The organism is Pseudomonas sp. NPDC077451 (assembly GCF_044543345.1).
Taxonomy (GTDB): Bacteria; Pseudomonadota; Gammaproteobacteria; order Pseudomonadales; family Pseudomonadaceae; genus Stutzerimonas.
On sequence record NZ_JBITVX010000004.1, the window covers coordinates 221,462 to 246,593 of the forward strand.

The 25,132-nt window shown below is 63.1% G+C and carries 19 protein-coding genes and 1 tRNA gene; 14 read left to right on the forward strand and 6 right to left on the reverse strand.

Annotated elements, in window-relative coordinates; genetic code table 11:
• Positions 1-104 precede the first annotated feature (104 nt).
• The 13 genes from ACIGHL_RS09380 (at position 105) to ACIGHL_RS09440 (ending at position 13,415) form a co-directional block, all read left to right on the forward strand.
• A complete protein-coding gene (locus ACIGHL_RS09380; protein WP_128119657.1) occupies positions 105-395 on the forward strand; it encodes a pilus assembly protein in 291 nt (96 codons plus the stop codon).
• 55 nt (positions 396-450) lie between these two features.
• A complete protein-coding gene (locus ACIGHL_RS09385; RefSeq protein ID WP_216707011.1) occupies positions 451-2,436 on the forward strand; it encodes a hypothetical protein in 1,986 nt (661 codons plus the stop codon).
• Positions 2,433-3,335: a hypothetical protein gene (locus ACIGHL_RS09390; RefSeq protein WP_128119655.1), complete on the forward strand. Its 903-nt coding sequence runs from the start codon at positions 2,433-2,435 to the stop codon at positions 3,333-3,335. Before ACIGHL_RS09385 ends, ACIGHL_RS09390 begins: the two co-directional genes overlap by 4 nt.
• Positions 3,328-3,999, forward strand: coding sequence for a hypothetical protein (locus ACIGHL_RS09395; RefSeq protein ID WP_128119654.1), 672 nt, complete (start codon positions 3,328-3,330; stop codon positions 3,997-3,999). The genes ACIGHL_RS09390 and ACIGHL_RS09395 overlap by 8 nt, the downstream gene beginning before the upstream one ends.
• Positions 3,999-5,084, forward strand: a complete 1,086-nt coding sequence (locus ACIGHL_RS09400; protein ID WP_128119653.1) for a hypothetical protein — start codon at positions 3,999-4,001, stop codon at positions 5,082-5,084. The genes ACIGHL_RS09395 and ACIGHL_RS09400 overlap by 1 nt, the downstream gene beginning before the upstream one ends.
• Before the next feature lie 48 nt (positions 5,085-5,132).
• On the forward strand, positions 5,133-7,019 hold the full coding sequence (gene cpaB, locus ACIGHL_RS09405; RefSeq protein ID WP_128119652.1) for a Flp pilus assembly protein CpaB: 1,887 nt from the start codon (positions 5,133-5,135) through the stop codon (positions 7,017-7,019).
• A gap of 63 nt (positions 7,020-7,082) precedes the next feature.
• Positions 7,083-8,531 (forward strand): type II and III secretion system protein family protein, encoded by a 1,449-nt coding sequence (locus ACIGHL_RS09410; protein WP_128119651.1) that lies wholly within the window; start codon positions 7,083-7,085, stop codon positions 8,529-8,531.
• 13 nt (positions 8,532-8,544) lie between these two features.
• Positions 8,545-10,197, forward strand: coding sequence for a TadA family conjugal transfer-associated ATPase (locus tag ACIGHL_RS09415; RefSeq protein WP_128119650.1), 1,653 nt, complete (start codon positions 8,545-8,547; stop codon positions 10,195-10,197).
• The gene (locus tag ACIGHL_RS09420) at positions 10,194-11,051 is read left to right on the forward strand and encodes a type II secretion system F family protein (RefSeq protein WP_128119649.1); all 858 of its coding nucleotides are present in this window, start codon (positions 10,194-10,196) and stop codon (positions 11,049-11,051) included. The genes ACIGHL_RS09415 and ACIGHL_RS09420 overlap by 4 nt, the downstream gene beginning before the upstream one ends.
• 4 nt (positions 11,052-11,055) lie before the next feature.
• A complete protein-coding gene (locus ACIGHL_RS09425) occupies positions 11,056-11,934 on the forward strand; it encodes a type II secretion system F family protein (RefSeq protein WP_128119648.1) in 879 nt (292 codons plus the stop codon).
• Positions 11,931-12,290 carry a DUF192 domain-containing protein gene (locus ACIGHL_RS09430; protein WP_128119647.1) on the forward strand — a complete coding sequence of 120 codons (360 nt, stop codon included), beginning with the start codon at positions 11,931-11,933 and terminating at the stop codon, positions 12,288-12,290. The genes ACIGHL_RS09425 and ACIGHL_RS09430 overlap by 4 nt, the downstream gene beginning before the upstream one ends.
• Positions 12,272-12,718 carry a tetratricopeptide repeat protein gene (locus tag ACIGHL_RS09435; RefSeq protein WP_128119646.1) on the forward strand — a complete coding sequence of 149 codons (447 nt, stop codon included), beginning with the start codon at positions 12,272-12,274 and terminating at the stop codon, positions 12,716-12,718. Before ACIGHL_RS09430 ends, ACIGHL_RS09435 begins: the two co-directional genes overlap by 19 nt.
• Positions 12,719-12,728: 10 nt before the next feature.
• On the forward strand, positions 12,729-13,415 hold the full coding sequence (locus ACIGHL_RS09440; RefSeq protein ID WP_181689973.1) for a TadE/TadG family type IV pilus assembly protein: 687 nt from the start codon (positions 12,729-12,731) through the stop codon (positions 13,413-13,415).
• A gap of 262 nt (positions 13,416-13,677) precedes the next feature.
• On the opposite strand, the gene ACIGHL_RS09445 is transcribed toward ACIGHL_RS09440, so the two are convergent.
• From ACIGHL_RS09445 to uvrD, 6 genes are all read right to left on the reverse strand, one after another.
• A tRNA-Sec gene (locus ACIGHL_RS09445) sits at positions 13,678-13,773 on the reverse strand.
• A gap of 44 nt (positions 13,774-13,817) precedes the next feature.
• Positions 13,818-15,734 carry a selenocysteine-specific translation elongation factor gene (gene selB, locus ACIGHL_RS09450; protein WP_128119644.1) on the reverse strand — a complete coding sequence of 639 codons (1,917 nt, stop codon included), beginning with the start codon at positions 15,732-15,734 and terminating at the stop codon, positions 13,818-13,820.
• Positions 15,731-17,140: an L-seryl-tRNA(Sec) selenium transferase gene (selA, locus tag ACIGHL_RS09455; RefSeq protein ID WP_128119643.1), complete on the reverse strand. Its 1,410-nt coding sequence runs from the start codon at positions 17,138-17,140 to the stop codon at positions 15,731-15,733. Before selA ends, selB begins: the two co-directional genes overlap by 4 nt.
• Positions 17,141-17,524: 384 nt before the next feature.
• Positions 17,525-18,370 (reverse strand): Tim44 domain-containing protein, encoded by an 846-nt coding sequence (locus ACIGHL_RS09460; protein WP_064481234.1) that lies wholly within the window; start codon positions 18,368-18,370, stop codon positions 17,525-17,527.
• Positions 18,371-18,505: 135 nt separating this feature from the next.
• The gene (locus ACIGHL_RS09465) at positions 18,506-19,615 is read right to left on the reverse strand and encodes a TRAP transporter substrate-binding protein (protein WP_128119642.1); all 1,110 of its coding nucleotides are present in this window, start codon (positions 19,613-19,615) and stop codon (positions 18,506-18,508) included.
• 55 nt (positions 19,616-19,670) lie between these two features.
• Positions 19,671-21,860 carry a DNA helicase II gene (gene uvrD, locus ACIGHL_RS09470; protein WP_128119641.1) on the reverse strand — a complete coding sequence of 730 codons (2,190 nt, stop codon included), beginning with the start codon at positions 21,858-21,860 and terminating at the stop codon, positions 19,671-19,673.
• 275 nt (positions 21,861-22,135) lie between these two features.
• Here uvrD and ACIGHL_RS09475 point away from each other — a divergent pair, with 275 nt between their 5' ends.
• The gene (locus ACIGHL_RS09475; protein WP_128119640.1) at positions 22,136-24,976 is read left to right on the forward strand and encodes a putative bifunctional diguanylate cyclase/phosphodiesterase; all 2,841 of its coding nucleotides are present in this window, start codon (positions 22,136-22,138) and stop codon (positions 24,974-24,976) included.
• The last annotated feature ends 156 nt before the right edge of the window (positions 24,977-25,132 follow it).

A 25,132-nucleotide genomic window follows, 5' to 3' on the forward strand; every position in this document is an offset into this window, starting at 1 on the left:
CAAAGGCTTAAAACTGCAACGCAGGGTCAAGTCCGCCTTTCGGGTTAGCAGCATACTGATGGCACTTGCATGTGCTGCTGAACCCCGCGCCGCCGGCAAGGCCCATGTATCTGCTCTATCTGGAACGAACCATGAATTTTAAAACGCGCGCCCGCCAACTTGGCCAAGGGATGACTGAGTACATCATCATAGTGGCACTGATCGCCATTGCCGCGATCGTCGTCTACAACCTGTTCGGCGATACCGTGCGCGGCCAAGTAGGTGATATGGCCGCCGAGTTGGGCGGCGGTACCGCCACCGGTCAAGGCGCGACCAAGGGTGCAGCCGCTGGCGTTGAAGCGATCAATGACGCCTATAACCTGGGCGACTTCAAACAAAGCGAGACCGGCCAGTAATAAGCCCGGCGTAGCGCTAAGCCTCGTGGGCACTTTGCGCCAGGGCGGCCAGGCGATGATTATCGGCCTGCTGTTTCTCGGCATGATTGTGGTCGCGATGCTGTTGGTCTACAACCACGGCATCCTCACCCGTGACCGTGTGCAGCTGGAGAACGCCGCCGATGCCGCGGTGTATTCGCAAGCCAAGCTGTTCGCGCGCAATCAGAATTTCATCGCCTATACCAACCGGGCGATGGTCGCCAACGAGATGTCCATCGGTCAGATGGTGGCCATGATGTCCTGGGCCAAGCGCTACCAGAACATCCCGCAGTGGCTGAACTCGTTTCCTCCATACCAGATGGTCGTTGCGCCTCCAGCGCCGCGGCCGTCTTTCAGCGAAGTACTGAACGCGGTGTATTCGCCGTATATCGCCCTGGGCACCGGGGTAAATTCCGTGGCCAATGTCATGGTTGGCTTCTACCCGACCACCGTCTCCTACTTCAACATGGCGCTGTCGATGTTCCAGAAGGCCTTCGCCGTGGCGACCGTCGAGGCGCAGATGGAAGGCATGCTGGATGTCGTGGAGGCGCATCAGAATCGTTCCCTGGCGGACCCCGGCGATGAGCTGTACATCCCCATGCTCGGCTACTTCTTCCTGGCGCAGAACACCACCCTGACCTATTACGGCGACAAATTCAGCTACGAAAACCTGCGCAAGGCTGCCAACTCGGTTGCCGGCGGCGTGGGCGAGAACGTCGTCAGCTCGTTCCTCGGCAGCGGCGATGGCCCGGCCACGATGCTGGTGGACACCAGTCCTGGGCGTTACAGCGATCCCAACTCGGCGGCGGCCACCAATGGCAATGCGCGCACGGCCTACAAGCAGTTTGCCGCGATGATCAACGGCGGTCGCAACGACTGGTTGAGCAATCGTTCGTTTGCGCTAACGACGCCGACCATCACGTCGCCGGAATTGCCGTTCTTTCTCGGCCCGCTGGTGATCAGTCTGCAGTTTTCCCTGCAGGCCGGCTCGTACAACGACGGCGGCACGGCCTATCGCTACAACCCCGAACGGACCAACTCCAATAACGACAAGATCGAACGTTACGCCTGGACCTCGTTTGATTCGACCTCCCTGGGCTTCAGCCTGGGCATCAAGCTTGGCGTCGATTTGTGTATCTGGATCCCCTTTGCCGGCAAGCAGTGCTTTGGCATTTACCATCCTGACCCCTTCACCCTGAGCCTGGGCATGCCCATAGGCGCGGCGACCACCCAACTTGTGGCCGAGCAGGCCGATGCCATGCGCCGTGCCGCCCAGTGGGGCAAGACCGGTATGAGTCAGCCGGGCCCTGACGGTATGTACGGTGATGTCTTCGATGAAGTGCACCGGGTGACCAACCTGTGGGGCAACGTGATGCAGACCTACGGCACCCTGCCCACCGACGTGTCGACCAACTACGCAGGCCCGCCGGCGTTCTTTTCTCTGAATCCGGCTTTCGCCAGCAGGGGCACCAGCCACGAGTTCAGCATCGCCGTGGCCAAGCGCCTGAGCGATGTGCCGACCACCGACAGCGCGGATGGGCTCAACCTGAATGCCTCGGCCGGCAATAACCTGCATCGCTTCCAGCTGGAGACCAGCAGCGCCCGCGATGACGGCGCCGAGGTGCTGTGGCGCGAAGCCGATGCCCTGATGACGGTGTCCTCGGCGGAAACCTACTTCGCCAGCCCGCGCAGCACGGGCGAGGTCGCCAGCCAGTACAGCCCGTTCTGGGACGCGCGCCTGCGCGAGCCGAGCGAGATCACCCGGCGCATCGCCAATGGTGAGCTGGACCCGTTCCAGCTGCTCGCGGACCTGAACCTGGCCGATGGCGTGATGGGCGTCGCGCGCTGGGTCGTCGACATAACCCTCAACCAGCTGGTCGACCCGGCCAAGGCGCAAATCCTGGGTAAGGTGCCGTGGCCGGTCAAGCCCCTGGCCGAGAGGGTTGTCAATGGCGTGGTCGATACCGTCGGCGGCGCCGCCCGAGACGCTACCCTGAGCGAGATCGGGAGCTACAGCCCATGAATGCCGGTTACGGCTGCACGCCCAAGCGCTGCCAGGGGCAGGCCATGACCGAGTTCGTGGTGATGACCAGCGGTGTGCTGCTAACCCTGTTTCTCGTCGTGCCGGCGCTGGGCAAGCTGCTCGACATGAGCTTCCAGACCCAGGTGCTGGCGCGTTATGTCGCCTGGGAACGCACCGTCTGGTATGACCTCGGCAACCAGCCGGGGGAAACGGGCGAGCCGGGCACGGACATCGCCCTTCGCAGCGACAGCGAAATCGCCGGCACCGCACAGAAGCGCCTGCTGAGTTTCACGAAAACCCCTGAGTTGCTGTCTGGCAACGACATCAGCGGGCTGGGTGACAAGGCGCAGCATGCGCTGTGGCGCTGGAGCAATGGCCAGCAGATGCTTGGCAGCGGCGGCCTGAACAGCGGCAGCCTGGCGGCCCATGGCACGCCCTCGGTGGCCTACGACGTGCTGGCTGTCTACAACGACGGCATGGACCTGCTGATGAAGCCCCTGAACATGCTGAAAATCCAGAAGGATGATGACTTTCTGCAGGTCGCCCACCCGGTCAAGAACTACTTCACCCCCAGCGTCGCCCTGCAGGTCAACTTGGCCGGTAGCGGCGCAGAAGGCGGCGCTCGGTTCGGCTTTCTTCCCACCAGCCTGACCCTGCGCGCCAACAGCGCGGTGCTGGCCGATGGCTGGAATGCCCAGGGCGATCACCACTTCAAGGAGCGGGTCGATGACTTCGCCATCGGCACCATGATGGATAACGCCGTGGTCAACGCGGTGATCGATGTAGTCGGCATCTTCGAGCCGTCCTTCGGCGATGTCGATTTCGCCGCCATCGATATCACCCCCGTCCCGCAAGCCCCGGTGAAGTGCGATTACGGCTTCTGTTACTTCAATGAATAGTCCATGGCGGTGCGTCCTCATCTTTTGTCTGGGGCTGTTGCCCGGCAAAGCGGTCCACGCCGCCTGCGATTTCGACGATTTCCCGGTGCTCGACGAAATGGTCGTGGCGAGCATTGCCGATCAGTTGCAGTGGAACAACCAGCCGATGAACGTCAAAGCCTTCAGCCTCGACGGGCCGCTGTCGGCGGTTACCAGCTTCTATACCAACAAGTGGCAGGGCGCGGTGGACGTGACCCGCTTCGGTGAGTGGCAGCAGGTGCTGCACATCAGCGAGGCGTGTCTGATGCTGGTTCAGGTGCAGGCACACCAGGACAAGAGCATCGGCCGGCTGATGCTGGTCAACCCACCAGTCGAGGCGTTGGCCGGTCGCGTGCTCGGCAGTGGCGTACCGATGCCGCCCGATGCCGTGGTTGTCAGCGACATGCAGAGCGACGATGGCGGCCGCGAAGGGCAACAGGTGATGCTCGCCAGCACCGAAAGTCTGGAAGACAACCTGCGCTGGTACCAAAGCGAAATGCTCCGCGGGGGCTGGCATGCCAACCACCAGACCCAGCAGCAGAACGACGCCACACTGATCTACAGCAAGGGGCGCAAACAGTTCTCGGTAGTGCTGCTGCGCCATCAAGGCTTCACCCAGATTTTGCTCAATCGGATGGAGCACTGATGCGGTGCCAATGGGGCCAGGCAATGGCCGAGTACTTGGTCGTACTGGGTGTCAGCGGCAGCCTGATCGCCGCGCTGACTCTGCTGCCTTGCGACGAGGCAAAGAGCAGCAAAGGCTGTATCCCGACCATTCTCGATGCACTGCACAGCAACTACCAAAGCTACTCCGCGTCGCTCAGTGGCGTGCAGGACTATGGCCGGTTGGCCGTTGCCGCGCCGCCCAGCAGCGTCCCGCCGGCCAGTGATGATGACAGTGACGATGCTGACCAGAGCGCGCCGCCCGGCGAGACGCAAGCCGCAATCCAGACCCTGCAGGTGCAGGAAGTCGTCGACAACGCCGGTAATGTGATTGGCACCCTGAAGAACGGCCGCGTTATAGATGCCAATGGCAATGATATCGGCGCCTACCTGTTCGACGTGCAAACCGGGGTGCAAACCGTGGTGATCGATGGCCAGACCCTGGTCGTCAGCCTAAACACGCTGATCATCGGCAGCGATGGCAAGCCGGCGGTACTGAAAGCCTTCGTCAATGCTCAGGGCCAGGTGGTCGGCTTTGGCTACTTCGAGGCCGGCGGTTACTACGACTCGACCAGCGCCAACAAAGTCGGCGTGCCCACGGGTACCCAGGCTGTGGCAATTCGCCCGGTGAAAACCCGTGACGACAAGGGCAGCGACCAGTTGTACGGCTACGAGGCTGGCGGCTACTTCTACTCGCTGAAAACCATACTGACCCCTCAGAGCACCTATGCCAGCGCCCTGGTCGCCGATGGCGAACTGCTCGAGATGCGTATCTCCGAGGCTGATACAGCGGGCGCCTGGAGCAGCTACTCCACCTGCGTGGTGCGCAAACCGGGCTGGACCACCCGCGAGCTGGAGGGGTATGCCGGCAGCGGTGGCTTCACCTTCGCCAAATTTGACGCAATCAGCATGAGTACGAGCAACAACACCGTCGTCGCGAGTCCTGAGAAAACCAACGGGTTTATCGAGGCGAGCGAAGTGGGTTCAGGCGGTTGCCAAGGGCGCTGGGTGCTGCAAGAAGACCCGGCTAACTGGACCTTGAGTGGCCCTTTCACGGTTGTGCAGTAACGCGTTGCCGAGCCTGGGTGGGCGGCATCGGTTTATTTAGGAGTGGGAATGCAAGCGGTATCGGCAAGCAAGTTGGTCATCATTGCGGTGGTATGTGGGCTCCTGGCAACGGGCGCGGCCTGGATGTACCTGAAAAACAAGGAAGACCAATACCGCCAGGCCTATAAACCGGTGGTCGAGCAAAAGATTGCGCTGATCGTGCCGCGCCTGGACATCGCCAAAGCCGAGGTCATGACCAAGGAAAAGGTAGCGGTGCTCGAAGTACCGGCCGCCTTCATTCCCTCCGGCGCCGTGCTCGCCCAGGACTGGAAGACGCTCGAAGGGCGCATGGTCACTACGCCGCTGCAAAAGGGTAAGCCGATTACCTGGAGCGCCGTGGAGGGCAGTGCGGTGTCGCGCTTTTCCGAAAACGTCGAGCTGGGTAAGCGCGCCAAGACGGTGAAGATCAGCAAGATCAACTCCTTCGATGGCCTGCTGCGCCCCGGCGACCATATCGACCTGCTTGGCAACTTCAGCGCCGGCGACATCGGCCTGCAAAAGCAGCCCAACTACGCCGACGACGTGATCATCAGCGTGCTGGAGAACGTAGTGTTGCTGGCGGCCGGGCGCGAAGACGCCAGCGGGCGCAAGTACGAAACCTTCTACGACCAGAACTCGGCCGACGGCTTCAATATGAACTTCTCCACCGTCACCCTGATGCTCAGCCCCCTGCAGGTGGCGCGGGTCGAACTGGCGGAAAAGAGCGGCGAGCTGGTCGCGGTCTTGCGCCATCCGAAAGACACCAGCTTAAGCCCCATCGGCCAGGTCACCGTGGCCAACCTGCTCGACCCGCCCCCGGCTGAAAGCATCGACGTGGTGCTCGACAGCAGCGGCAACCTGGTCGGCCGTATCGTCGGGGACAACGTGGTCGATGCCTCTGGGCAGATTGTCGGCAAGATGGTCGATGGCAAGGCCGTGGGCTTCGATGGCGCGAGCCTCGGTCAGGTGCTCGAACAGGTGGCCGCCAATGACCCGCTGTTGCGCGTGCGCGAGCGCGCCGATGTGGTCCGCGATGCCCAGGGCAATGTGGTCGGCCGGGTGGTCGATGGCCAGGTGATTGATGCCAGCGGCAAGCCCATCGGCACCCTGAAAGATGGTGTGGCGGTGGGCCTTAAAGGCGAAGCCTTGGGGCGGGTGGAGCGCAATGTCGCACTGGATGCGCGCGGTCACGTTGTCGATATGAGCCTCTCCAGCGCACAACCTGATCCCGGGCAGCCGGCGCGTCAACAACAGGTGGTGCGCGACGCCAGCGGCAAAGTGATTGGCCGGGTGCAGGGCAACCAGATCGTCGATGCCAACGGCCAGGTGCTCGGGCAGCTCAAGGGCGGCAAAGCCATCGGTCTGGACGGCAAGGATCTGGGCCAGGTGGCCAGCATTCTGGTCGATGCCCAGGGCCAGGAAATAGGCGAGGTGGCCGAGGTGGTGCGCGACGCCAGCGGCAAAGTGATTGGCCGGGTGCAGGGCAACCAGATCGTCGATGCCAACGGTCAGGTAGTCGGGCAGCTCAAGGACGGCAAGGCCATCGGCCTGGACGGCAAGGACCTCGGCCAGGTGGCGCGTGCGGTGCTCGATGCCAAGGGCCAGGAGGTGGTGCAGCGTGGCAATGTCGTGCGCGATGCCAGCGGCAAGCTATTGGGAACGACCCTGGGCGATCAGGTTATCGACAGCGAGGGCCGGACGATTGGCACCCTGGTTGACGGTCAGGTGGTAGCGGCCGACGGCAAGGTGATCGCCGTAGGCGTCAGCGTTACACCGCAACGCCAACTGGCGAGCACCAGCCAGCGTGGCAGCGATGAAGCGCAGCAAAAGGTTACGCCAAGCCGGCTGGTGCAGTTCATCCCAGGGGGGACCGGCAAGGGCGGTATCACACCGATGCAAAGCATTCGCCTGGAATAAAACACCGATCTGCCAGCACAGCGGCCACGCAGCCGCTGCACATAAGAAACGCTAGGGCTCGATATGACGATGATAAAAGCGCAATGGCTGACGCTGTTGCTGGTAATGAGCGGGGCCGCCCAGGGGGTTGCCGCTGACGACAGCCTGCCGACCCAGCTGACCCTCTACAAAGGCGATGTGCGCGTGCTCGAAGCGCCTGGTATCGAGCGCCTGGCGGTCGGCAACACCGAGATCCTCAGCACCACGCTGCTGAAGAACCAGGAGATGGTGCTGGTTGCCGAAGCGGAGGGTGAAACCACCGTGCAGGTGTGGTTCGAGGACGGCCATCGCGAGCAGATCGGCGTGGTGGTGGTGAAAGCCAACGGCTATCGCCAGGTCGGTGAACTGCGCCAGTTGCTCGCCGATATTCCCGGCCTGCGCATTCGCACGGTCGGGCGCCAGGTGGTGATGGAAGGGCGCCTGTACAGCACCGACCTGGAGCGGGTCAAAGACGCAGTGAAGTTCTACGACAACGTACTGGTGCTGGCCGAAGAGCAGACCGGCGCGGCGACCAAGGCTGACTCCGGGCTGATGCTGACCGAAGTGCAGGCCATGCTCGGGCAGATTCCGGGCATTTCGATCAAACCGGTGGGTCGGCAGATCGTGGTCGATGGAGACCTCAACGTCATCGATATCGAGCGCATCAAACTGCTCAGCGCGCGCTACCCGGAGCTGCTGATTCTGGCCCAGCCGATGTCGCAGTTCGTCGCGCCGATGATCTATTTCGATGTGCGCATCACCGAGTTCACCAAGGACGATGTCGAGGAACTGGGCGTCAGTTGGAGTGACAGTATCAGCGGGCCGACAGCCGGCTTCGCTGTCTCCGGTGGCAGCAGCCGGGTCGGTGTGCCCGGCGACACGAGCGGTTTCTGGGGTATCGCCACAAATATCACCTCGACCATCAATCTGCTGGAGCGCAATGGTTCGGCCTTGACTCTGGCCTCGCCGCGGCTGAGCGCGCGCAGTGGCGGCATGGCGGAGCTGACCGTGGGCGGGCAGACCCCGGTGATCACCAGCAGCATCAATGGCTCCTCGGTGGAATACAAAGACTTCGGCATCATGCTAAGCATCGCCCCGCAGATTTACGGGAAGGACCGCATCGCCGCCAAGGTCTCGGCGGAGGTCAGCCAGTTGGACAAGGCTAATCAGGTGGGCGACTACCCGGCCTTCAAAACTCGCCGCACCGATAACGAGGTGCAGTTGCGCGTCGGCGAGACCCTTGTGCTCTCGGGTCTGGTTAGTCGTGAGGATCAGAGCACCTACGAGGGCATTCCCTGGTTTATGAACCTGCCGTTTCTGGGGCCTGTCTTTCGCAACAAGAGCCTCAAGGCCGGGCAAACCGAACTGGTGATCTTCATCACCCCGCAACTGCTCACCGATGGCACCAGCAATGTCAATCAGCGCGAACTGGAACGCGCCGAGCGCATGCAAGAGCGCTTTGGCGAGGCCCTGAAAACCGGGTTGCTGGAGTGAGCGGGGCACAGCCATGTTTGAACTAGACATTACCTACCGCAATGGCGAGGCGGTCGACACACTCACCTGCACCGCGCCGCAGTGTGAGCTGGGCAAGGCGCGCACCTGCATTCTGCGCTTGCGCGGCTGGAAGGTCGCACCGTTGCACGCACGCATCGAGCAGTCCCTGGCCGGGCTGTTCGTCGAGGACATCAGCCGCGGTTACGAGTTGGAGGTGAACGGTCGGCTGGTGCAGCGCCATGGCCCGCTGACCCCGGATGATCTGATCGGCATCGGCGGTTACCTGGTCCGTGTGCGCTCGCTGAGCGGCGAGCTGGACGATCCGACGCCGCCGCTGGATATTCAGGCGCCCGAGGTGGTGATCAGCGTCGCAGGCGACCAGGCCGCCTACATGGAGTGGTCGAAGTACATTACCGGCGAGCTGTTTCGCGCTATGGACCTGCGCCGCCTGAACCTGGACACCATGTCCCACGACGAGGTGCGCACGCGCCTGGCCGAGCTGGTCGATGAAATCCTCGAGCAGATCCGCAGCCGCCTGCCGAAAAACCTCGACAGCGCCATGCTGCACAAGATCGTCCTCGACGAAGCCGTCGGCCTCGGCCCGCTGGAAGACCTGCTGGCCGATGAGAGCATCACCGAGATCATGGTCAACCGCCATGACGACATCTATGTCGAACGCGCCGGGCGGCTCGAACGCTCGGCGGTCAACTTCAGCTCCGATGCGGCGGTCATGGCCACCATCGAGCGGATCATCTCGCCCCTGGGCCGGCGCATCGACGAAAGCTCGCCGATGGTCGATGCGCGGCTCAAGGACGGCTCACGGGTCAACGCCATCATCCCGCCCCTGGCGCTGCGTGGGCCGTGCCTGACCATTCGTAAATTCTCCCAGCACAAGCTGACCACCGACGACCTGCTGCGCTATGGCTCGATCAACGAACCCATGGTGCACTTCCTGCGCACGGCGGTGGAGCAGCGCATGAACATCGTGGTGTCCGGCGGCACCGGCTCGGGCAAGACCACCTTGCTGAACATCCTCTCCAACTTCATCCCGCCCGAAGAGCGAGTGGTGACGGTGGAAGACGCCGCCGAGCTGAAATTGGTCCAGCCCCATGTGGTGTCCCTGGAGTCGCGCCCGGCCAACATGGAGGGCAAAGGCCATGTGACCATCCGTGACCTGGTGCGCAACTGCCTGCGCATGCGCCCGGACCGCATCGTAGTCGGCGAGTGCCGGGGCGGCGAAGCGCTGGACATGCTCCAGGCGATGAACACCGGCCACGACGGCTCGCTGACCACCGGCCACGCCAACACCCCACGGGACATGCTGCGCCGTTTGGAGGTGATGGTGCTGATGGCCGGCATGGACCTGCCCCTGCAGGCGATCCGCGAGCAGATTTCCTCAGCGGTGCAACTGATCGTCCAGCAATCGCGCTTCGGCGATGGTTCGCGGCGCATCACCAGCATCACCGAGGTCACCGGCATGGAGCAGGGCACCATCCAGCTCAACGAGATCTTCTGTTTTCGCCAGCACGGCTTCGACCAGGGCGGGCGCATCCAGGGCAGCTACCAGGCCACCGGCCAGGTGCCGGAGTTCTACGAGGCCCTGCGTAATCGTGGCGTGCCGCTGGACATGGGCATCTTCAAACCCACGCTGGAGGTCAACGGATGAACACCCTGTTGCTGCTGTTCTGCCTCACCTGTGCGGGCGTCGGTATCTTTTCCCTGGTGTTGGTGTTCGGGCGTAACGTCTCGGTCAACATGCGCTTTTACCGTCGCCAGTTCAGCGCCAACGCCGAGGTGGAGCTGGCCGATATGTTTATCTTCGCCAGCGGCCAGCAACTGTTCGTGCTCAACCTGATGCTGCTGGTGATCGTGCCCTTGCTGCTGCATGCGTTGTTTCATATCAGCGTCATCACCCTGGGCGGTGCGCTGGTGAGCCTATTTGTGCCGCGCATGCTGTTCAAGATGCTGCGACGCAAACGCATGCAGAAGTTCGAGGAGCAACTGCCGGACGCCTTTATGCTGCTGTCGAGCAGCTTGCAGTCCGGGGCCAGCCTGAACATGGCCCTGGAAAATCTGGTTCAGCAATCGCCCGCGCCGCTGTCCCAGGAGTTCGGCCTGCTGATGAAAAAGGTGCGCCTGGGCGTCAGCCTGGAGGAGGCCCTGGTGAAGATGGAGCAGCGCATGCCGCTGCCGTCGTTCGTCATGGCCAGCTCGGCGGTGCGCATCAGCCGCGAGGTGGGCGGCAACTTGGTGGAAACCATCACCGGCATGGCCACCACCCTGCGCCGCAAAAAAGTCATGGAAGGCAAGATCGACAGCCTCACCGCCCAGGGCCGTGCCCAGGGCATCTTTATGGCCATGCTGCCGATCTTCCTGGCCGGCATTCTCAGCGTGATCGAGCCCGAGGCGATGAGCCAGCTCTACACCACCCGCGTGGGCCTGATGGTCCTGGCCGGCATGGTGGTGATGGAGATTCTCGGCTTTACCTTTATCAAAAAAATCACCCAGATCGATGCCTAGCGCCATGACCGAACTCCTCGCCCTGATGAGCAGCGCCGGCTTCGGCGTGGCCCTGACCTGCCTGATCCTGATGTTCGCCGCCTTGTTCCGCTTCGTGCCGAGCGAAAGCCGCACCTACATGGACCCGGTGCCGCCGCTGATGAAACCGGTCTGGCCGCTGGTGCGCCTGGTCGCCTACTTCGTCGGCGCCGTCCTCCCGGCGCCGTTGCTCGACCGCCTGGACCGGCGCCTGCAACGCACCGGCGCGCTCTACGTGCTGACCCCGGAAGACTACTTCGCCCTCAGCCTGGTGCTGGCGATTGTGCTGCCGCTGGTGGCGCTGCTGCCCATGCTCAGCGGCAAAAGTGGTGTTATCTGGTCGCTTTTGCTGTTGATGAGCCTGGTCGGCGCCGTGTTGCCGGAATTGTGGATCAGCGACACGCGCAAGCGCCGCGACCGCGACATCGTGCGTAACCTGCCGATCTTCCTCGAATACCTGACCATGTGCGTGGACGCCGGGCAGAACTTCCTCGGCGCCCTGCAGCAGGCAGTGGAGAAGGGCCCGAACGGCGCGATGAAGAACGAGTTCCGCATCGTCCTGCGCGATATCCGCTCGGGCCTGCCGCGGGCCGAAGCCCTGGGGCGCATGGAGCAACGGGTCAACCTCAAGGACATCGCCACCTTCGTGCGCGCCGTGGTGCAGGCCGAGAAGATGGGCTCCAGCCTCAAGCAGACCTTGCAGATACAGGCCCAGCAACGCCTGGAAGAGCGCTTTCAGCGCGCAGAGAAAACCGCCATGCAGGCGCCGGTGAAGCTGATCATTCCGCTGATCCTGTTCATCTTCCCGCTGACCTTCGTCATTTTGCTGTTCCCGATTGCCGTCAAATTCATGGGCCAGGGATGAGCGCGCACATACGCCCGGTACAGGTCTGGCGCGGCGAACGCCTGCTCGTCGAACTGCAAGTGTTCAGAGCCTTCAGCCCCTGGCAGCGCGCCCGTGGCCTGCTCGGCCGGCCCAGCCCCGGCGCGCTGCAGGGCCACTGGTTGCAACCTTGCAATGCGGTGCACAGCTGGTTTATGGGCTATGCCATCGACCTGCTGTTTCTCGATGCCAGCGGCCGCGTCATCAAGCAAGTAGAGGCTCTGCAGCCCTGGCGCATGGCCGCCTGCCGCCACGCCCGCAGCGTTATCGAACTGGCCGCCGGCGAAGCCCGACGCCTCTCCATCGAAGAAGGTGACCTATGTTTATCCGCTCCCTGACGCTCGCCGGCCTGCTACTGTCCCTGGCTGCCTGTAGCCAGTTTCCCCTGGCCCAGCCCGACCTGCTGGCGCTGCAAAAACAGGCCAGCAGCGCCTACGCGGCCGGCGACTACGCCAGCGCCAGCGAGGGCTTTCGCACCCTGGCCGAGGCCATGCCGCAGGATGCCGACGTGCGCTACCGCCTGGGCAACAGCCTGGCCCAGCAAAAGCAGATAGACGCCGCCATCGCCGCCTACCGCGAAGCGCTGCAGCGCGACCCCAAACACGCCAAGGCCTGGCACAACCTGATCTTCCTACAACTGGAAGGGGTCAACTACAGCGTCGCCGAGATGTACAAACACATCGACACCCGGGACCCGCAAATCGCCCCCATCGTCAGAAAAGCCGAGGCGGTCATGGACCTCTTCGATGTGCGGCAGCAGCCGTAGGGCGCCCGCCATGCTCAAGCGCAAGCAGCGCGGCCAGGCCATGGTCGAGTTCTTGATAGTTGCGCCTGTGGTGATCATGCTGATCTTCGGCACCATCCAGGCGGCCTTTATCTACTCGGCCAAAAGCACCCTCAACTACGCCACCTTCCAGGCCGCGCGCCTGGGCGCGGTGAACAACGCCAGCTACGATGGCCTGCGCCGTGGGCTGATCCGTGGCCTCACGCCCATGTTCACCCACCAGAACACCGACGCCGACAAAACCCGCGCCCACCTGCAAGCCGGCAACGAGGTCGACAACTACATACGCATCACCCGCATCAGCCCCAACCTCGGCGACTTCAGCGCCTTTGGCCAATGGGACAGCAGCAAGGCCGATTACGCCATTCCCAACGACAACCTCATGTACCGCCCCGGCATCGGAATTCAGGACGCCAACCTGCTGAAAGTGCGTGTGCAATACTGCTTGGCCCTTACTGTACCCATCGTCGACCGTCTCCTCAGCGCCGCCTCGCGGTTTAACAACGCCGGCATCGAAGGCAGCTTCAGCGGCGCCTCCGCCAACGCCGTCAGCCAATACGCCACCCTATGCCAAGCCGGCCGCCGCGGCATCGTCATCACCGCCGAAACCACCCTGCGCATGCAATCTAACGCAATGCGGGACAGTACAGGCTGTGCGAGCCGGATGGCCTGTATGTAGCGGGCGGGCGCGCTACCCGGGCTCGGCTGGCGGTTTTGATTTCCCCGGGTGCATGCTGTCGTATGGTTGGCGCTCACTTTCCGCAGAGTACGTGTTGTCACAGCCCCACCTTTACTTGCCCACCGGCACTTGATCGGGGGAGAAGGCGTTGGACATCCGTACGATTGAAAAACCTAGCCGAGTCGGGCGCCGGGTTAAAGGAAGAGCCTGTAGGAAAAAGCATTTCGCGAGCGTGAAGGAGATTGGTGATTGCCAGGGATATTGGCGGAAGGCAGTGGGAGTCGAACCCACCCAGGAACGGCTGCCGCCCCCAACCGGGTTTGAAGCCCGGCCGCACCACCGGGTGCGATTGCCTTCCAGCGAGGCCTCGAATGAGGTCTGGACTGGAGATTAATAAGCAGCCTACCTGACCTCGGGCTCCGAGGCCAAGGCGCTGTCGCGTCGCACCTTGCGTTCGTTGCCGAACCGACGGGTAAGGCCGATGCGGTCGAAATGTTCGAGCAGTTGGATGCTGCGTTTACGGCCCAGTTGGATCTGGTCGCGGAAGGCGGCGGCGCGGATCACGCCGGACTGGCGCTCCATGTCCAGTACCTGGCTGGCCAGTTGGCGGATGGTCGCATCGGGGTAGAAGAGATCTTTGACGACCTGCTGCAACTCGCCGATGCGCGAAAGCTTGCGCAGCAGGTGCCGGATGCGCTCCTCCTCGACATTCAGCGCGCTGGCGAGGTCGCGAACCCAGGGCGGGTTGAACCGCGCCGCTTCGAGCAATGGCCAGAGCCGGGCCTTCAGGGCTTCTTCTTCCTCGCTCAGGCGAACCCGGTGTCCGGGAAGGTGCAGCCACGGGCCGCTGGCTTCGATGGTGCCAACCGCCAGCAGGCTTTCCAGCAGCGCCAGGTAGACCGGTCGCTCAAGCTGAGGTAGGGCGTAGCGGCGCAGGCGATCACGATCCGGCCCAAGTTCGTCCGGTTGGGCTTCGTGAAAGCGCTGCATAGCCGCCACCAGCGTTTGTCCGAGGTAATCCCAGGTGCCGCGTTCGAACAGTCTCCGGCCCTGCCGTGTATGGATCTCCAGCGCTTCGTCTGGCAACCGCCAGGTCTGCCGGGGACGATTGAACTGCCGTTCCAGCAAGGTGGGGTCCAAACCTTTGAGGGCGCTCGGCAGCAGCCCGGGCAAAATATCTTCCAGTGTGTCCCCGGCCAGCGCGCGTAGCACAGCCAGGCGCGCCTGACGATGTCGGTTGCGTGGCGGTGCGAAGGGGTCGAGGACGCGGCCGCCGCCAAGGGTGCGCTGGGCGGATTGATCGCGCAGGACCACGCGGTCGCCATGCACGGCATGCGCGGGTGCATTGAGCAGCAACTGCGCATGCACGTGCCCACCGGGCGCCAGACATTCGCCTTCGAGCAGGGCGATACGGCCGGTGACATCCTGGGCACCAAGGTGGACGTGTACCGGTGTCCAGTGGCGCAATTCGCGGGTTTCGCTGGGCAGCAGTGTGAATTCGATGTCGATACGCTGGCTGCCGACCTGCAGTTCGGGCGTCACCAGCCAATCGCCGCGTCTGATATCAGCCACCGAGAGTCGGTCACCGCTGAGGTTGAGGGCGACGCGCTGGCCAGCCTGAGCCTCCTGCGTCTTCTGATTCTGCGCATGCAATCCGCGGACGCGGACCTTGTGCCCGGATGGCCCCAGACTCAGTTCGTCACCCACCTTGACGCGACCTGCGAAGGCGGTGCCGGTCACGACCACGCCAGCGCCGGTCACGCTGAACGCCCGGTCGATGGAGAGGCGAAAATGGCCGTCTTCGCGGCGCACGCGCACTTCACTGGCCTGCTCGAGCAACTGGCTGCGAAGGGCGTCAATGCCTTCGCCGGACACGCTGGACACCGGAAGGATCGGCGCGCCGCAGAGCGGCCCAGCCTCCAGCAGCGCTTCGACTTGCAGCTGCACTTCGGCGATGCGCGATGGCTCGACCCGGTCGATTTTGGTCAGTGCCACCAGTGCACGGCGAATGCCCAGCAGCTCGACGATGGCCAGGTGCTCGCGGGTCTGCGGCATAACGCCGTCATCTGCGGCGACGACCAGCAGCACGCAGTCGATACCGCAGGCCCCGGCAAGCATGTTATGCACGAAGCGTTCATGACCGGGCACGTCGATGAAACCGGTCAGGTCGGGTTCGCCCAGCGAGGCATAGAGGTAGCCGAGATCGATGGTAATGCCGCGCAGACGCTCTTCCTGGCGCCGGTCGCCGGCCTGCCCGGTCAACGCCTGGAGCAGAGCCGTCTTGCCATGGTCGATGTGGCCGGCGGTGCCGATGATCATGACGCCAGCTCCCGTTGCAGATGCGGCAGCTGTTCAAGGAAGGCCGGCTCGTCGTCCAGCTGTCGCAGATCGAGCCAGAGGGCGTCGTCGGCAACCCGGCCGAGAATCGGGATTGGCAGGCAGCGCAGCGCTTCTTCGAGCTGACGCAGGCTGCGACCGCGCAAACGGCGGGGTTGCAACGGGCGAATACAGAGCGCGGCGCTTGGCAGTCGTGCAACCGGTTGGGCGCCGCTGCCGATCATGCCCAGCGCATCCTCGACAACCACCTGCCAGCTTTCGCCAAGGGAGGTGGCCACTGTTGGCGCGATGCGCTCGGCCTGGGCGCGGATGTCATGCTGCGGGCGGCTGAGCAGGCGCAGGCTGGTCAGCCGCTCGCCGAGGCGGTCCGGATCACGGTACAGATTGAGCACGGCTTCCAGCGCGGCGAGGGTGAGCTTGTCCACGCGCAGGGCGCGCTTGAGCGGGTTCTTCTTGATCTTCTGGATCAGCTCGCGGCTGCCGACGATCAGCCCAGCCTGCGGCCCGCCAAGCAGCTTGTCGCCGCTGAAGGTGACGATGTCAGCGCCATCACGCAGGGCTTCCTGAACGGTGGATTCCTTTGGCAGACCCCAGCGCGACATGTCGACAAGGCTGCCGCTGCCCAGGTCTTCCAGCAGCGGCAGGCCGTAGGCGCGGGCGATGGATGCCAGCTCGGCCGTGGCGACGCTGGCGGTGAAGCCTTGCACGCTGTAGTTGCTGGTGTGCACACGCATCAGCAGGCCGGAGCGGGGATTGATCGCCGCTTCGTAATCCTTGGCATGCGTGCGATTGGTGGTGCCGACCTCGTGCAGCTTCACGCCGGCGCGGGCCATGATGTCGGGGATGCGGAAGGCGCCGCCAATCTCAATCAGCTCGCCACGGGAGATGATGCCTTCCTTGCGCGCGCCGAGGCTGTTCAGCGCAAGCAGCACAGCGGCGGCGTTGTTGTTCACCACGGTGACGGCTTCGGCGCCGGTCAATTCGCGGATCAGGCCTTCGATGAGGTCATCGCGGTCGCCGCGCTTGCCGCTGGCCAGATCGAACTCGAGATTCATTGGATAACGCGCTGCCAGCGAGATGGCCTCGATGGCTTCATCAGGTAGCAGCGCGCGGCCGAGGTTGGTGTGCAGCACCGTGCCGGTGAGGTTGAACACGCGGCGTACGCGGCTGCGGTGCTGGTTGGCCAGGCGTTCGCCTGCGCGGCCGGCAAGCACCGCCTCTGACAGCTCCAGCGCAGCCAGTTGGCCGTGGCGAGCGGGTTCGCGCAGTTCGTCGAGCAGGTCGCGCAGGGTGCCGAGAAGCGCTTCACGTCCGTAACGCTGTTGCAGCGGCGCACAGGCGGGAGCGCGCAGCAGCTTGTCGACGGAAGGTAGGCGAACGCTATTCATCGCGGGTGTAACCAGTACTGGCGTGCGGTGAACACACCGCCCTGACTACAGCAGTGGCGCCAACCCTTGTTTCGATGCTGCCTGACACGCAGGACCTCTCGACTATTGCTGTTATGCGAACAGCATAGACGTCCATTTGCTGGCAGGGTTCAGATGGCCTCGCCAGGATGGGCAAGGGTTGGAGCCGGTGGGGGTGTGTTGGATCGGCGTGCTGACAGGCGCTGTAGGGCAGCCTCTATTCAGCCATGGGCGGCGGTCGGGCAGGGCCCTGCCGGTTCGTTGCGTTCAGGAAGCAAAGCAAGCGCGCAATAAAAAGCCCCGCCAGTACGGCGGGGCTCTTTATCAAACGACTCTGTGCATAGCGGAGTCGCGTCAAACCTCAGTTCAGGCGTTCTGGCGGATGCCGGCCACCAGCCAAGGCTGGTTCTCGCCCTGTGCACGCTCCATGCGCCAGCTTTCGCTGAACGGCTCGCCCTGGTCGAAGCGTGAGTTCTTCGACACGCCTACGAACGTCAGGGTGGCGACGGTCTTGTCGGCCTGATCATCCACGCCATCGAGCTGAATCTGCAGGTCGTCAACGTAGGTGGATTGATAGGCGTCGCCGATCTCGGCACGTTCGCGCTGGAGGAATTCGAACAGCTGCGGCGTGACGAACTCGCTGATCTTGTCCATCTCGTTGGCATCCCAATGCTGTTGCAGCGAGATGAAATGTTCGCGAGCGGCCGCCACGAAGTTCTGCTCGTTGAACCAGGCCGGCGCGTTGATCACCGGTGCGGCAGCCGGACGTGCAGCGCTAGCGCCGCCGAAAATCGATTGCTGGGCAGGCATTTCGCGCTGCATCGGTGCGTTTCCGTGTCCGGCCATGGCCGGTTGCTGCTGGCGACGACGCGCCGCAAGGAATCGGAACAACAGGAAGGCAATGCCGCCGAAGATCAGGATGTCCATGAACTGGATGCCTTCGAAGCCATCTCCCATGAACATCGAAGCCAGCAGGCCACCTGCGGCGAGACCGGCCAGCGGGCCGAGCCAACGCGACGCGCCACTGGCAGCTGCGGGAGTTTGACGGCCAGCCTGGTTGGGCGCCGCCTGAGTTTGTTGGGGTGCCTGGCGAGTCTGATGGCTGGGCGCCGAGCCGAAGCTCTTGCCGCCACCGAAGCGCTTGGCGTGAACGTCGAGGCTGAAGGTCAGGCTGATACACAGGGCCATGAAAATGCTGAGCACACGTTGCATTTGGTATTCCTGAATGGATGATGATACGGCGCTGATGGTGCATGGCCCGGTGCGGGCACGCCAGTCATAGAGTGTTTCGGGCTTTTGCTTCGTTGCGCTTGCCGGCTCACCGACAAGCGCAACGGATCGTCTGACTCAACGCCAGTTGTACAACTCTTTCTCGGAGATCTCGTGCATCGGCTTGACCTGCGCCTGGAACGCCTTCATTGAGGCCCAGATGCGGCCATTCAGCTCGCTTTGTGCGGCCAGTTCGCCAAGGACGACGTCGGACTGCTCGCGCATGGCGTTCAGCACCTCGTCAGGGAAGCGCTTGAGTTGCGTACCTTGTTGCTTGAGCTGCTCGAGCGCCATGGCGTTGTTATAAACGTAATCGTCGATCATGTCGCGGCTGGCGGCGCCGGCCGCCTCGGTGAGGATGGCGCGCAAATCGTCCGGCAGGGTGTCGAGCGCCTTCTGGTTGATCAACAGCTCCAGCACGGCCTGGGGCTCCTGCCAGCCGGGGTAGTAGTAGTACTTGGCGGCCTTGTGCAGACCAAAGGCGAGGTCGTTGTACGGGCTGACCCAGTCGGTGGCGTCGATCGCGCCGGTTTGTAGCGCGGTGAACACTTCACCGCCAGGCATGTTGACGGTGGTCGCGCCGAGACGGGTCAGCACTTCGCCGCCCAGGCCTGGGGTGCGGATTTTCAGGCCCTGCAGGTCCTGCAGCGAGTTGATTTCCTTGTTGAACCAACCGCCCATCTGCATGCCGGTGTTCCCCACGACCATAGGCTTGACGCCATAGGGTGCGTAGGCTTCGTCCCACAACTCCTGACCGCCGCCGCGGGTCAGCCAGGCGTTCATTTCACTGGTCGACAGGCCGAACGGAACCGAGGTGAAGAATTGCGCGGTGGGCACCTTGCCCTTCCAGTAGTAGGCCGCGCCATGGCCTAGCTCGGCGGTACCGCGCGAGACGGCATCAAACACTTCGAGGGCGGGAACCAGCTCACCTGCGGCATAAACCTTGATCGTCAGGCGACCATCGCTCATGGCCTCGACCCTATCGGCCAAGCGCTGGGCGGCAGTGCCCAGGCCCGGGTAGTTCTTCGGCCAGGCGGTGACCATTTTCCAGTTGTAGGTCTCGGGGGCTTCGCTGGCGGCGGCCTTCGGCTCGGCGGAGGGTTCGACTTTCTTTTCGTCGTTGCAGCCTGCGAGGCTGAGGGAGGCAAGCAGGGCAGCGGCGGCACCAAACAAGTGACGGCGTTTCATGAATGGCTATTCCTTTGGCGAATTTTATTAGTATCGGTATAGGTTGACGTAAACGTCATAGCGGTTCCAGTTTGGCATAACTGAGCATCAACCACTTGCTTCCTTCACTTTCGAAATTCACCTGCACCCGCGCCTGGGCGCCGGAACCTTCGAAGTTGAGGATGGTGCCTTCGCCAAACAGCGAATGGCGGACGCGCTGACCGAGGTTGAACGGGGTATCCGGCACATTGGCGCCGTCGAACAGCGAGCCGCCACCCATGCCGCGTGTGTTGAAGCTGCGGCTGACGGTATTGCTCAGACGGACTTCGCTGATCAACGCTGGCGGCAACTCGCGGATGAAACGCGAGATTTTATTGTAGGTCTCGCTCCCGTAGAGCCGACGGGTTTCTGCGTAGGTGACGATCAGTTGCTGCATGGCGCGGGTGATGCCGACGTAGGCCAGGCGGCGTTCCTCTTCCAAGCGGCCCGGTTCTTCCAAGCTCATCTTGTGCGGGAACAGGCCTTCTTCCATGCCGACCAGGAACACCAACGGAAACTCCAGGCCCTTGGCGCTGTGCAGGGTCATCAGCTGCACGCTGTCTTCGTGGTCGCCGGCCTGCTGTTCACCGGCTTCCAGCGAGGCGTGATCAAGGAAGGCGGCGAGCGGTGTCTGCTCGTCTTCCTGGTCTTCGCTGTAGTTGTCGAAGGCGCGCGCAGCGGAGACCAGTTCCTCAAGGTTTTCCACCCGCGCCTGGGCTTTCTCACCTTTCTCGTCACGGTGGTACGCCAGCAGGCCGGACTGTTCGATGACCAGCTGCGCCATGTTGTGCAGCTGCATGCCCTCGACCTTCAGCGCGAGGGTATCGATCAGCTCGACGAAGCCGTTCAGCGCGCTCGCCGCGCGGCCCGACACCACCTTTGTGCCGACCGCCTGATGCAGCGCGGCCCACATCGAGCTTTCCTGCTGTCGGGCCAGCTGGCGAAGGCATTCGACAGTCTTCTCGCCGATGCCACGGGCCGGCACGTTGATTACCCGCTCCAGCGCCGCATCGTTGTCCCGTGCCTGAATCAGACGCAGGTAGGCCATGGCGTTCTTGATCTCGGCGCGCTCGAAGAAGCGCTGGCCGCCATAGATGCGGTAGGGGATGCGTTCACGCAGCAAGGCTTCTTCGAGTACCCGCGACTGGGCGTTGGAGCGATAGAGGATGGCGATCTCGCTGCGGCTCATGCCGTCGCGGATCGCTTTCTCGATGCTCTCGACCACGTAGCGCGCCTCGTCGTGCTCGTTGAACGCGGCATACAGGCTGATCGGCTCGCCTTCGCAGCCTTCGGTCCACAGTTCCTTGCCCAGACGGCCCTGGTTGTTGGCGATCAGCGCGTTGGCGGCCTTGAGGATGCAGGCGGTGGAGCGGTAGTTCTGTTCCAGGCGGATGGTTACGGCGTCCTGGAAGTCTTCGCTGAACTGATGCAGGTTTTCCACCCGTGCGCCACGCCAGCCGTAGATCGACTGGTCATCGTCGCCCACCACCATCAGGCTGTCGCCGCCCTTGGCCAGCAAACGCAACCAGGCGTACTGAACGGCGTTGGTGTCCTGGAACTCGTCCACCAGAATGTGGCGGAAGCGGCGCTGGTAGTGATCCAGCAGGCCCGGGTTGTCACGCCAGAGGTCCAGCGCTCGCAGCAGCAATTCGGAAAAGTCGATGACGCCGGCGCGGGCACAGGCCTCTTCATAGCCCTGATAAATGCTCAGCATGGTCGCGAGGAACAGATCGCCGCTGGGCTGGATGTGCTTGGGCCGCAGACCTTCGTCCTTCTGCCCGTTGATCCACCACTGGGCCTGGCGCGCCGGCCAGCGCTGTTCGTCCAGGCCGAGCTCGCGGATGACCCGCTTGACCAGGCGCTGCTGATCGTCGGAATCGAGAATCTGGAAGTTCTGCGCCAGCTTTGCTTCCTGCCAGTGAGCGCGCAGCAGTCGGTGCGCTAACCCGTGGAAAGTGCCAACCCACATGCCTTGAGGGTTGACCTTCATCAGCTGCTCGATGCGCTGGCGCATCTCCGCCGCGGCCTTGTTGGTAAAGGTCACTGAAAGAATCGAGTGCAATGATGCGCGCTCGACCTGGTGCAGCCAGGCGATGCGGTGCACCAATACGCGGGTCTTGCCCGAGCCGGCACCAGCGAGGACCAATTGACGACCCAGCGGCGCGGCCACGGCCTGGCGCTGGGCATCGTTGAGGGAGTTCAGGAGGAGAGAGAGATCGTCATGCATGGGCGCCATTCTAGCCGGAAATCCGGCCGACCCGCTCGTGCAACGGACGGGCGCCAGTCAAGCGAGGGCTTGGTTGGGGGAGGACAGGAACCGCGCCGAGAGCCGGGGCGGGTCGTGGTCATCGACCTGTCGAAAATCCATCTGATCGATACCCGCGTATCGTCATCCACGGTCTTTGGTCGGAGAGACGATGACCAGACGCTAGCGTCGTGCCATTGTCGAGGCGTGCTTAATGCAGGCCTACTGCTCCAGACATCCATTACAAGAACAACCCGATGACCGATTCCGCACAAGCCAATCCGTCGGCGTCAATGGCCATGGAGGACCACGCCGCTTTCAACCTTGCAGAGCTTGATCAGCGGGCCGAGCGCACGCGGCTGCTCTATGAGGGCTCGCGGCTCGCGCTGCTGCTGATGATCATCACCAGCCTGGTATTCCCTGCCGTGCTCTGGACGGAAGGCCCGAAGCTGCAATTGGCGATCTGGTCTGGTGTGACCTTTGCACTCGCCCTGCTGAGGCTGCAGCAGACGCGCAGCTTCGCCAAGGCCAGCGCCGAGGAGCAGCAGCACCCCCGCTGGTATCGATCTTTCCTGCTGGCCAGTATCGCCAGCGCGGTGACGCTGGACTACGCGATCATCGAGCTGGCGTTAGACGGGCCATTCCTGCAACAAACGGTACTGCTCGGTTCGCTTGCCTCGGTGTTTTTTGCAGGCTGCGTGGCCTGCGGCGTATCGCTTCGCGCGTTCGGCGCCTTTGCCATCCCAGGGCTGCTTCCCGCTGCGGTGGTGCTGTTAAGCAGCGGCGAGCCCCATCTGCAGGGTTGGGGGCTGCTGGCGGCAATCGTGCTGCTGACGCTGAGCATGATTGCCTGGCAGATGAACCGGCTGGTGACGGCCAGTCTGGCGCAACGTCTGCACAACCAGTTGCTGATTCGTCGCCTGGAAAGCATGCGTGGTGAAGCCTTCGAATTAAACGGCGATCTGGCCCGGGAGATCGAGCAGCGACGCCATGCCGAGGTCCGGCTGCGAGAGGCTTTCGATGGGCTCGAGCGGCGGGTGATTGAGCGCACCGCTGCGCTGCGTGAAAGTGAGGCACGCCTGAGCCTGGCGCTGGAAGCCAGTGAGCTGGGCATGTGGGACTGGGACATGGCCAACGGTGAGGTCCATCACTCGAGAATGGATGTGGTTTTTGGTGTCGGCCTGAGTGACCGCCTGCTGCTGGCCGAGCAGCAGCGTCCCGAAGTGCATCCCGAAGATGGCCCGCGTGTACGGCAGGACATGATTGATCACCTGAAGGGCAAGACCGAAAGCTATGCCGTGCAATACCGGGCCATGCTCAACGACGGCAGTTCGATTTGGATCGAAGACCGCGGGCGTGTCACCGAGCGCGATGCTAACGGCCGGGCCTTGCGCATGATCGGCACCCGGCGAGACATCAGCGAGAGCCATCGCCAGGCCGAGCAATTGCGGTTGGCGGCCACGGTGTTCGAAGCGGCAGGTGAGGGCATGGCGATCATGGATCCCGAATTTCACCTGCTGGCAGTCAACCAGGCCTGCTGCACGCTGTCCGGTTTCAGCCGAGAGGAACTGATCGGACGAAGCGTCGCCCTGTTGGCGAGTTCCGAGGACAGCCGCCAGCAGTATTCGGTTATTCGCGAAAACCTGGCGCAGCACGGTATCTGGCAAGGCGAGCTGATCGAGACCCGCAAGAATGGCGAGGTGTACCCGCAATGGGCGCAGATGCGAGTGGTGCACGACCGGCACGGCAACGTCACCAACGTGGTCGCGTTCGTTTCCGATCTCAGCGTCAGGCGCCAGGTCGAGGAGCGTCTGCGTTACCTGACCCACTTCGACGAGCTCACCGGACTGGCCAATCGCAGCCTGCTCAAGGAGCGTCTGCACAGCGCCTGCGAGCGTAGCCGATGCAGCAATCGCGGGCTGGCGGTTTTGTATATCGATTTGGACCGTTTCAAGACGCTTAATGAAAGCCTTGGGCACGAGGCGGCTGATCAGCTGTTGCGCGAGGTCTCCCGCCGTCTGTCCCATACGTTGTCGGACGCCGACACCATTGCCCGTTTATCCGGTGACGAGTTCGTGGTGGTGCTCGAAGGTTACGGCAGCCTTGCCAGCCTGGCGCACAGCGGCAGCCGCCTGCTGTCGCGCATCAGCAAACCCATTCCGCTCGACGACCAGGAACTGGTCATCACCGCGTCCATCGGCGTCAGCCTGATGCCAGACAACTCGCGCGAGGCGACCTCGCTGCTGTTGCAGGCGAACATGGCCATGCAACATGCCAAACATCTCGGCGGCAACACCCTGCAGTTCTTCACCGAGCGCTTGCAGGTGTCGAGCCTGGAAAATCTCAAGCTTGAGAACCAACTGCGTCGCGCACTCGAGGAAGGCCAGCTGGAAGTCTTCTATCAACCGCGACTGAACGTGGCGGAAGACAGCCTGGATGCGGCCGAAGCACTGGTGCGCTGGCGGCATCCGCAGAAAGGCCTGATTGCGCCAGGCTTTTTCATTCCCCTGGCAGAAGAAACCGGGCTGATCATCCCGCTGGGTGAGTTTGTTCTGCGCGAAGCCTGCCGGCAGGCGCGTCAGTGGCAACTCGATGGGCTGGCCGCCATTCGGGTGTCGGTGAACCTGTCCGTTAAACAGTTGCGCCAGGGCAACTTCGTCAGCCTGGTGCGACAGGTACTGGAAGAGACCGGGTTGCCCGCCGACCGGCTCGAGCTGGAGCTGACCGAAAGTCAGCTGCTCGATGACATCGACAATGCGATCAACATCAGCCGCCAGTTACGCGCGTTGGGCGTGAAGCTGGCGATCGATGACTTCGGCACCGGCTATTCCTCGCTCAGCTACCTCAAGCGCTTCCCGGTGGACTACGTGAAGATCGATCGCTCGTTCATTTCCGAACTGGATCAGGTCGGAGAGGATTCAGCCATCGTCCGGGCCATCATCGCCATGGTCCATAGCCTGGAGCTGAAGGTCGTCGCCGAGGGCGTCGAAACCCAGGCACAGGCGGACTTCCTCAAAGCTCACGGCTGCGACGAGATGCAGGGTTACCTGATCAGCCGGCCAGTGCCGCCTGAGGAGTTCGTCAAACTCTTGGTTTGATGGTGCGGGCTGGGCTTTGCGGACCGTAGGGTGGGCTTCAGCCCACCGCTTGTCTCTGCGCCACCAACTGCTGGTGGGCTGAAGCCCACCCTACGGCTGTCGCAGCGAAACTCGCCACGCGGTGTGGCGAGTCCTGAGCCAGCGCCGTGCTGGCGG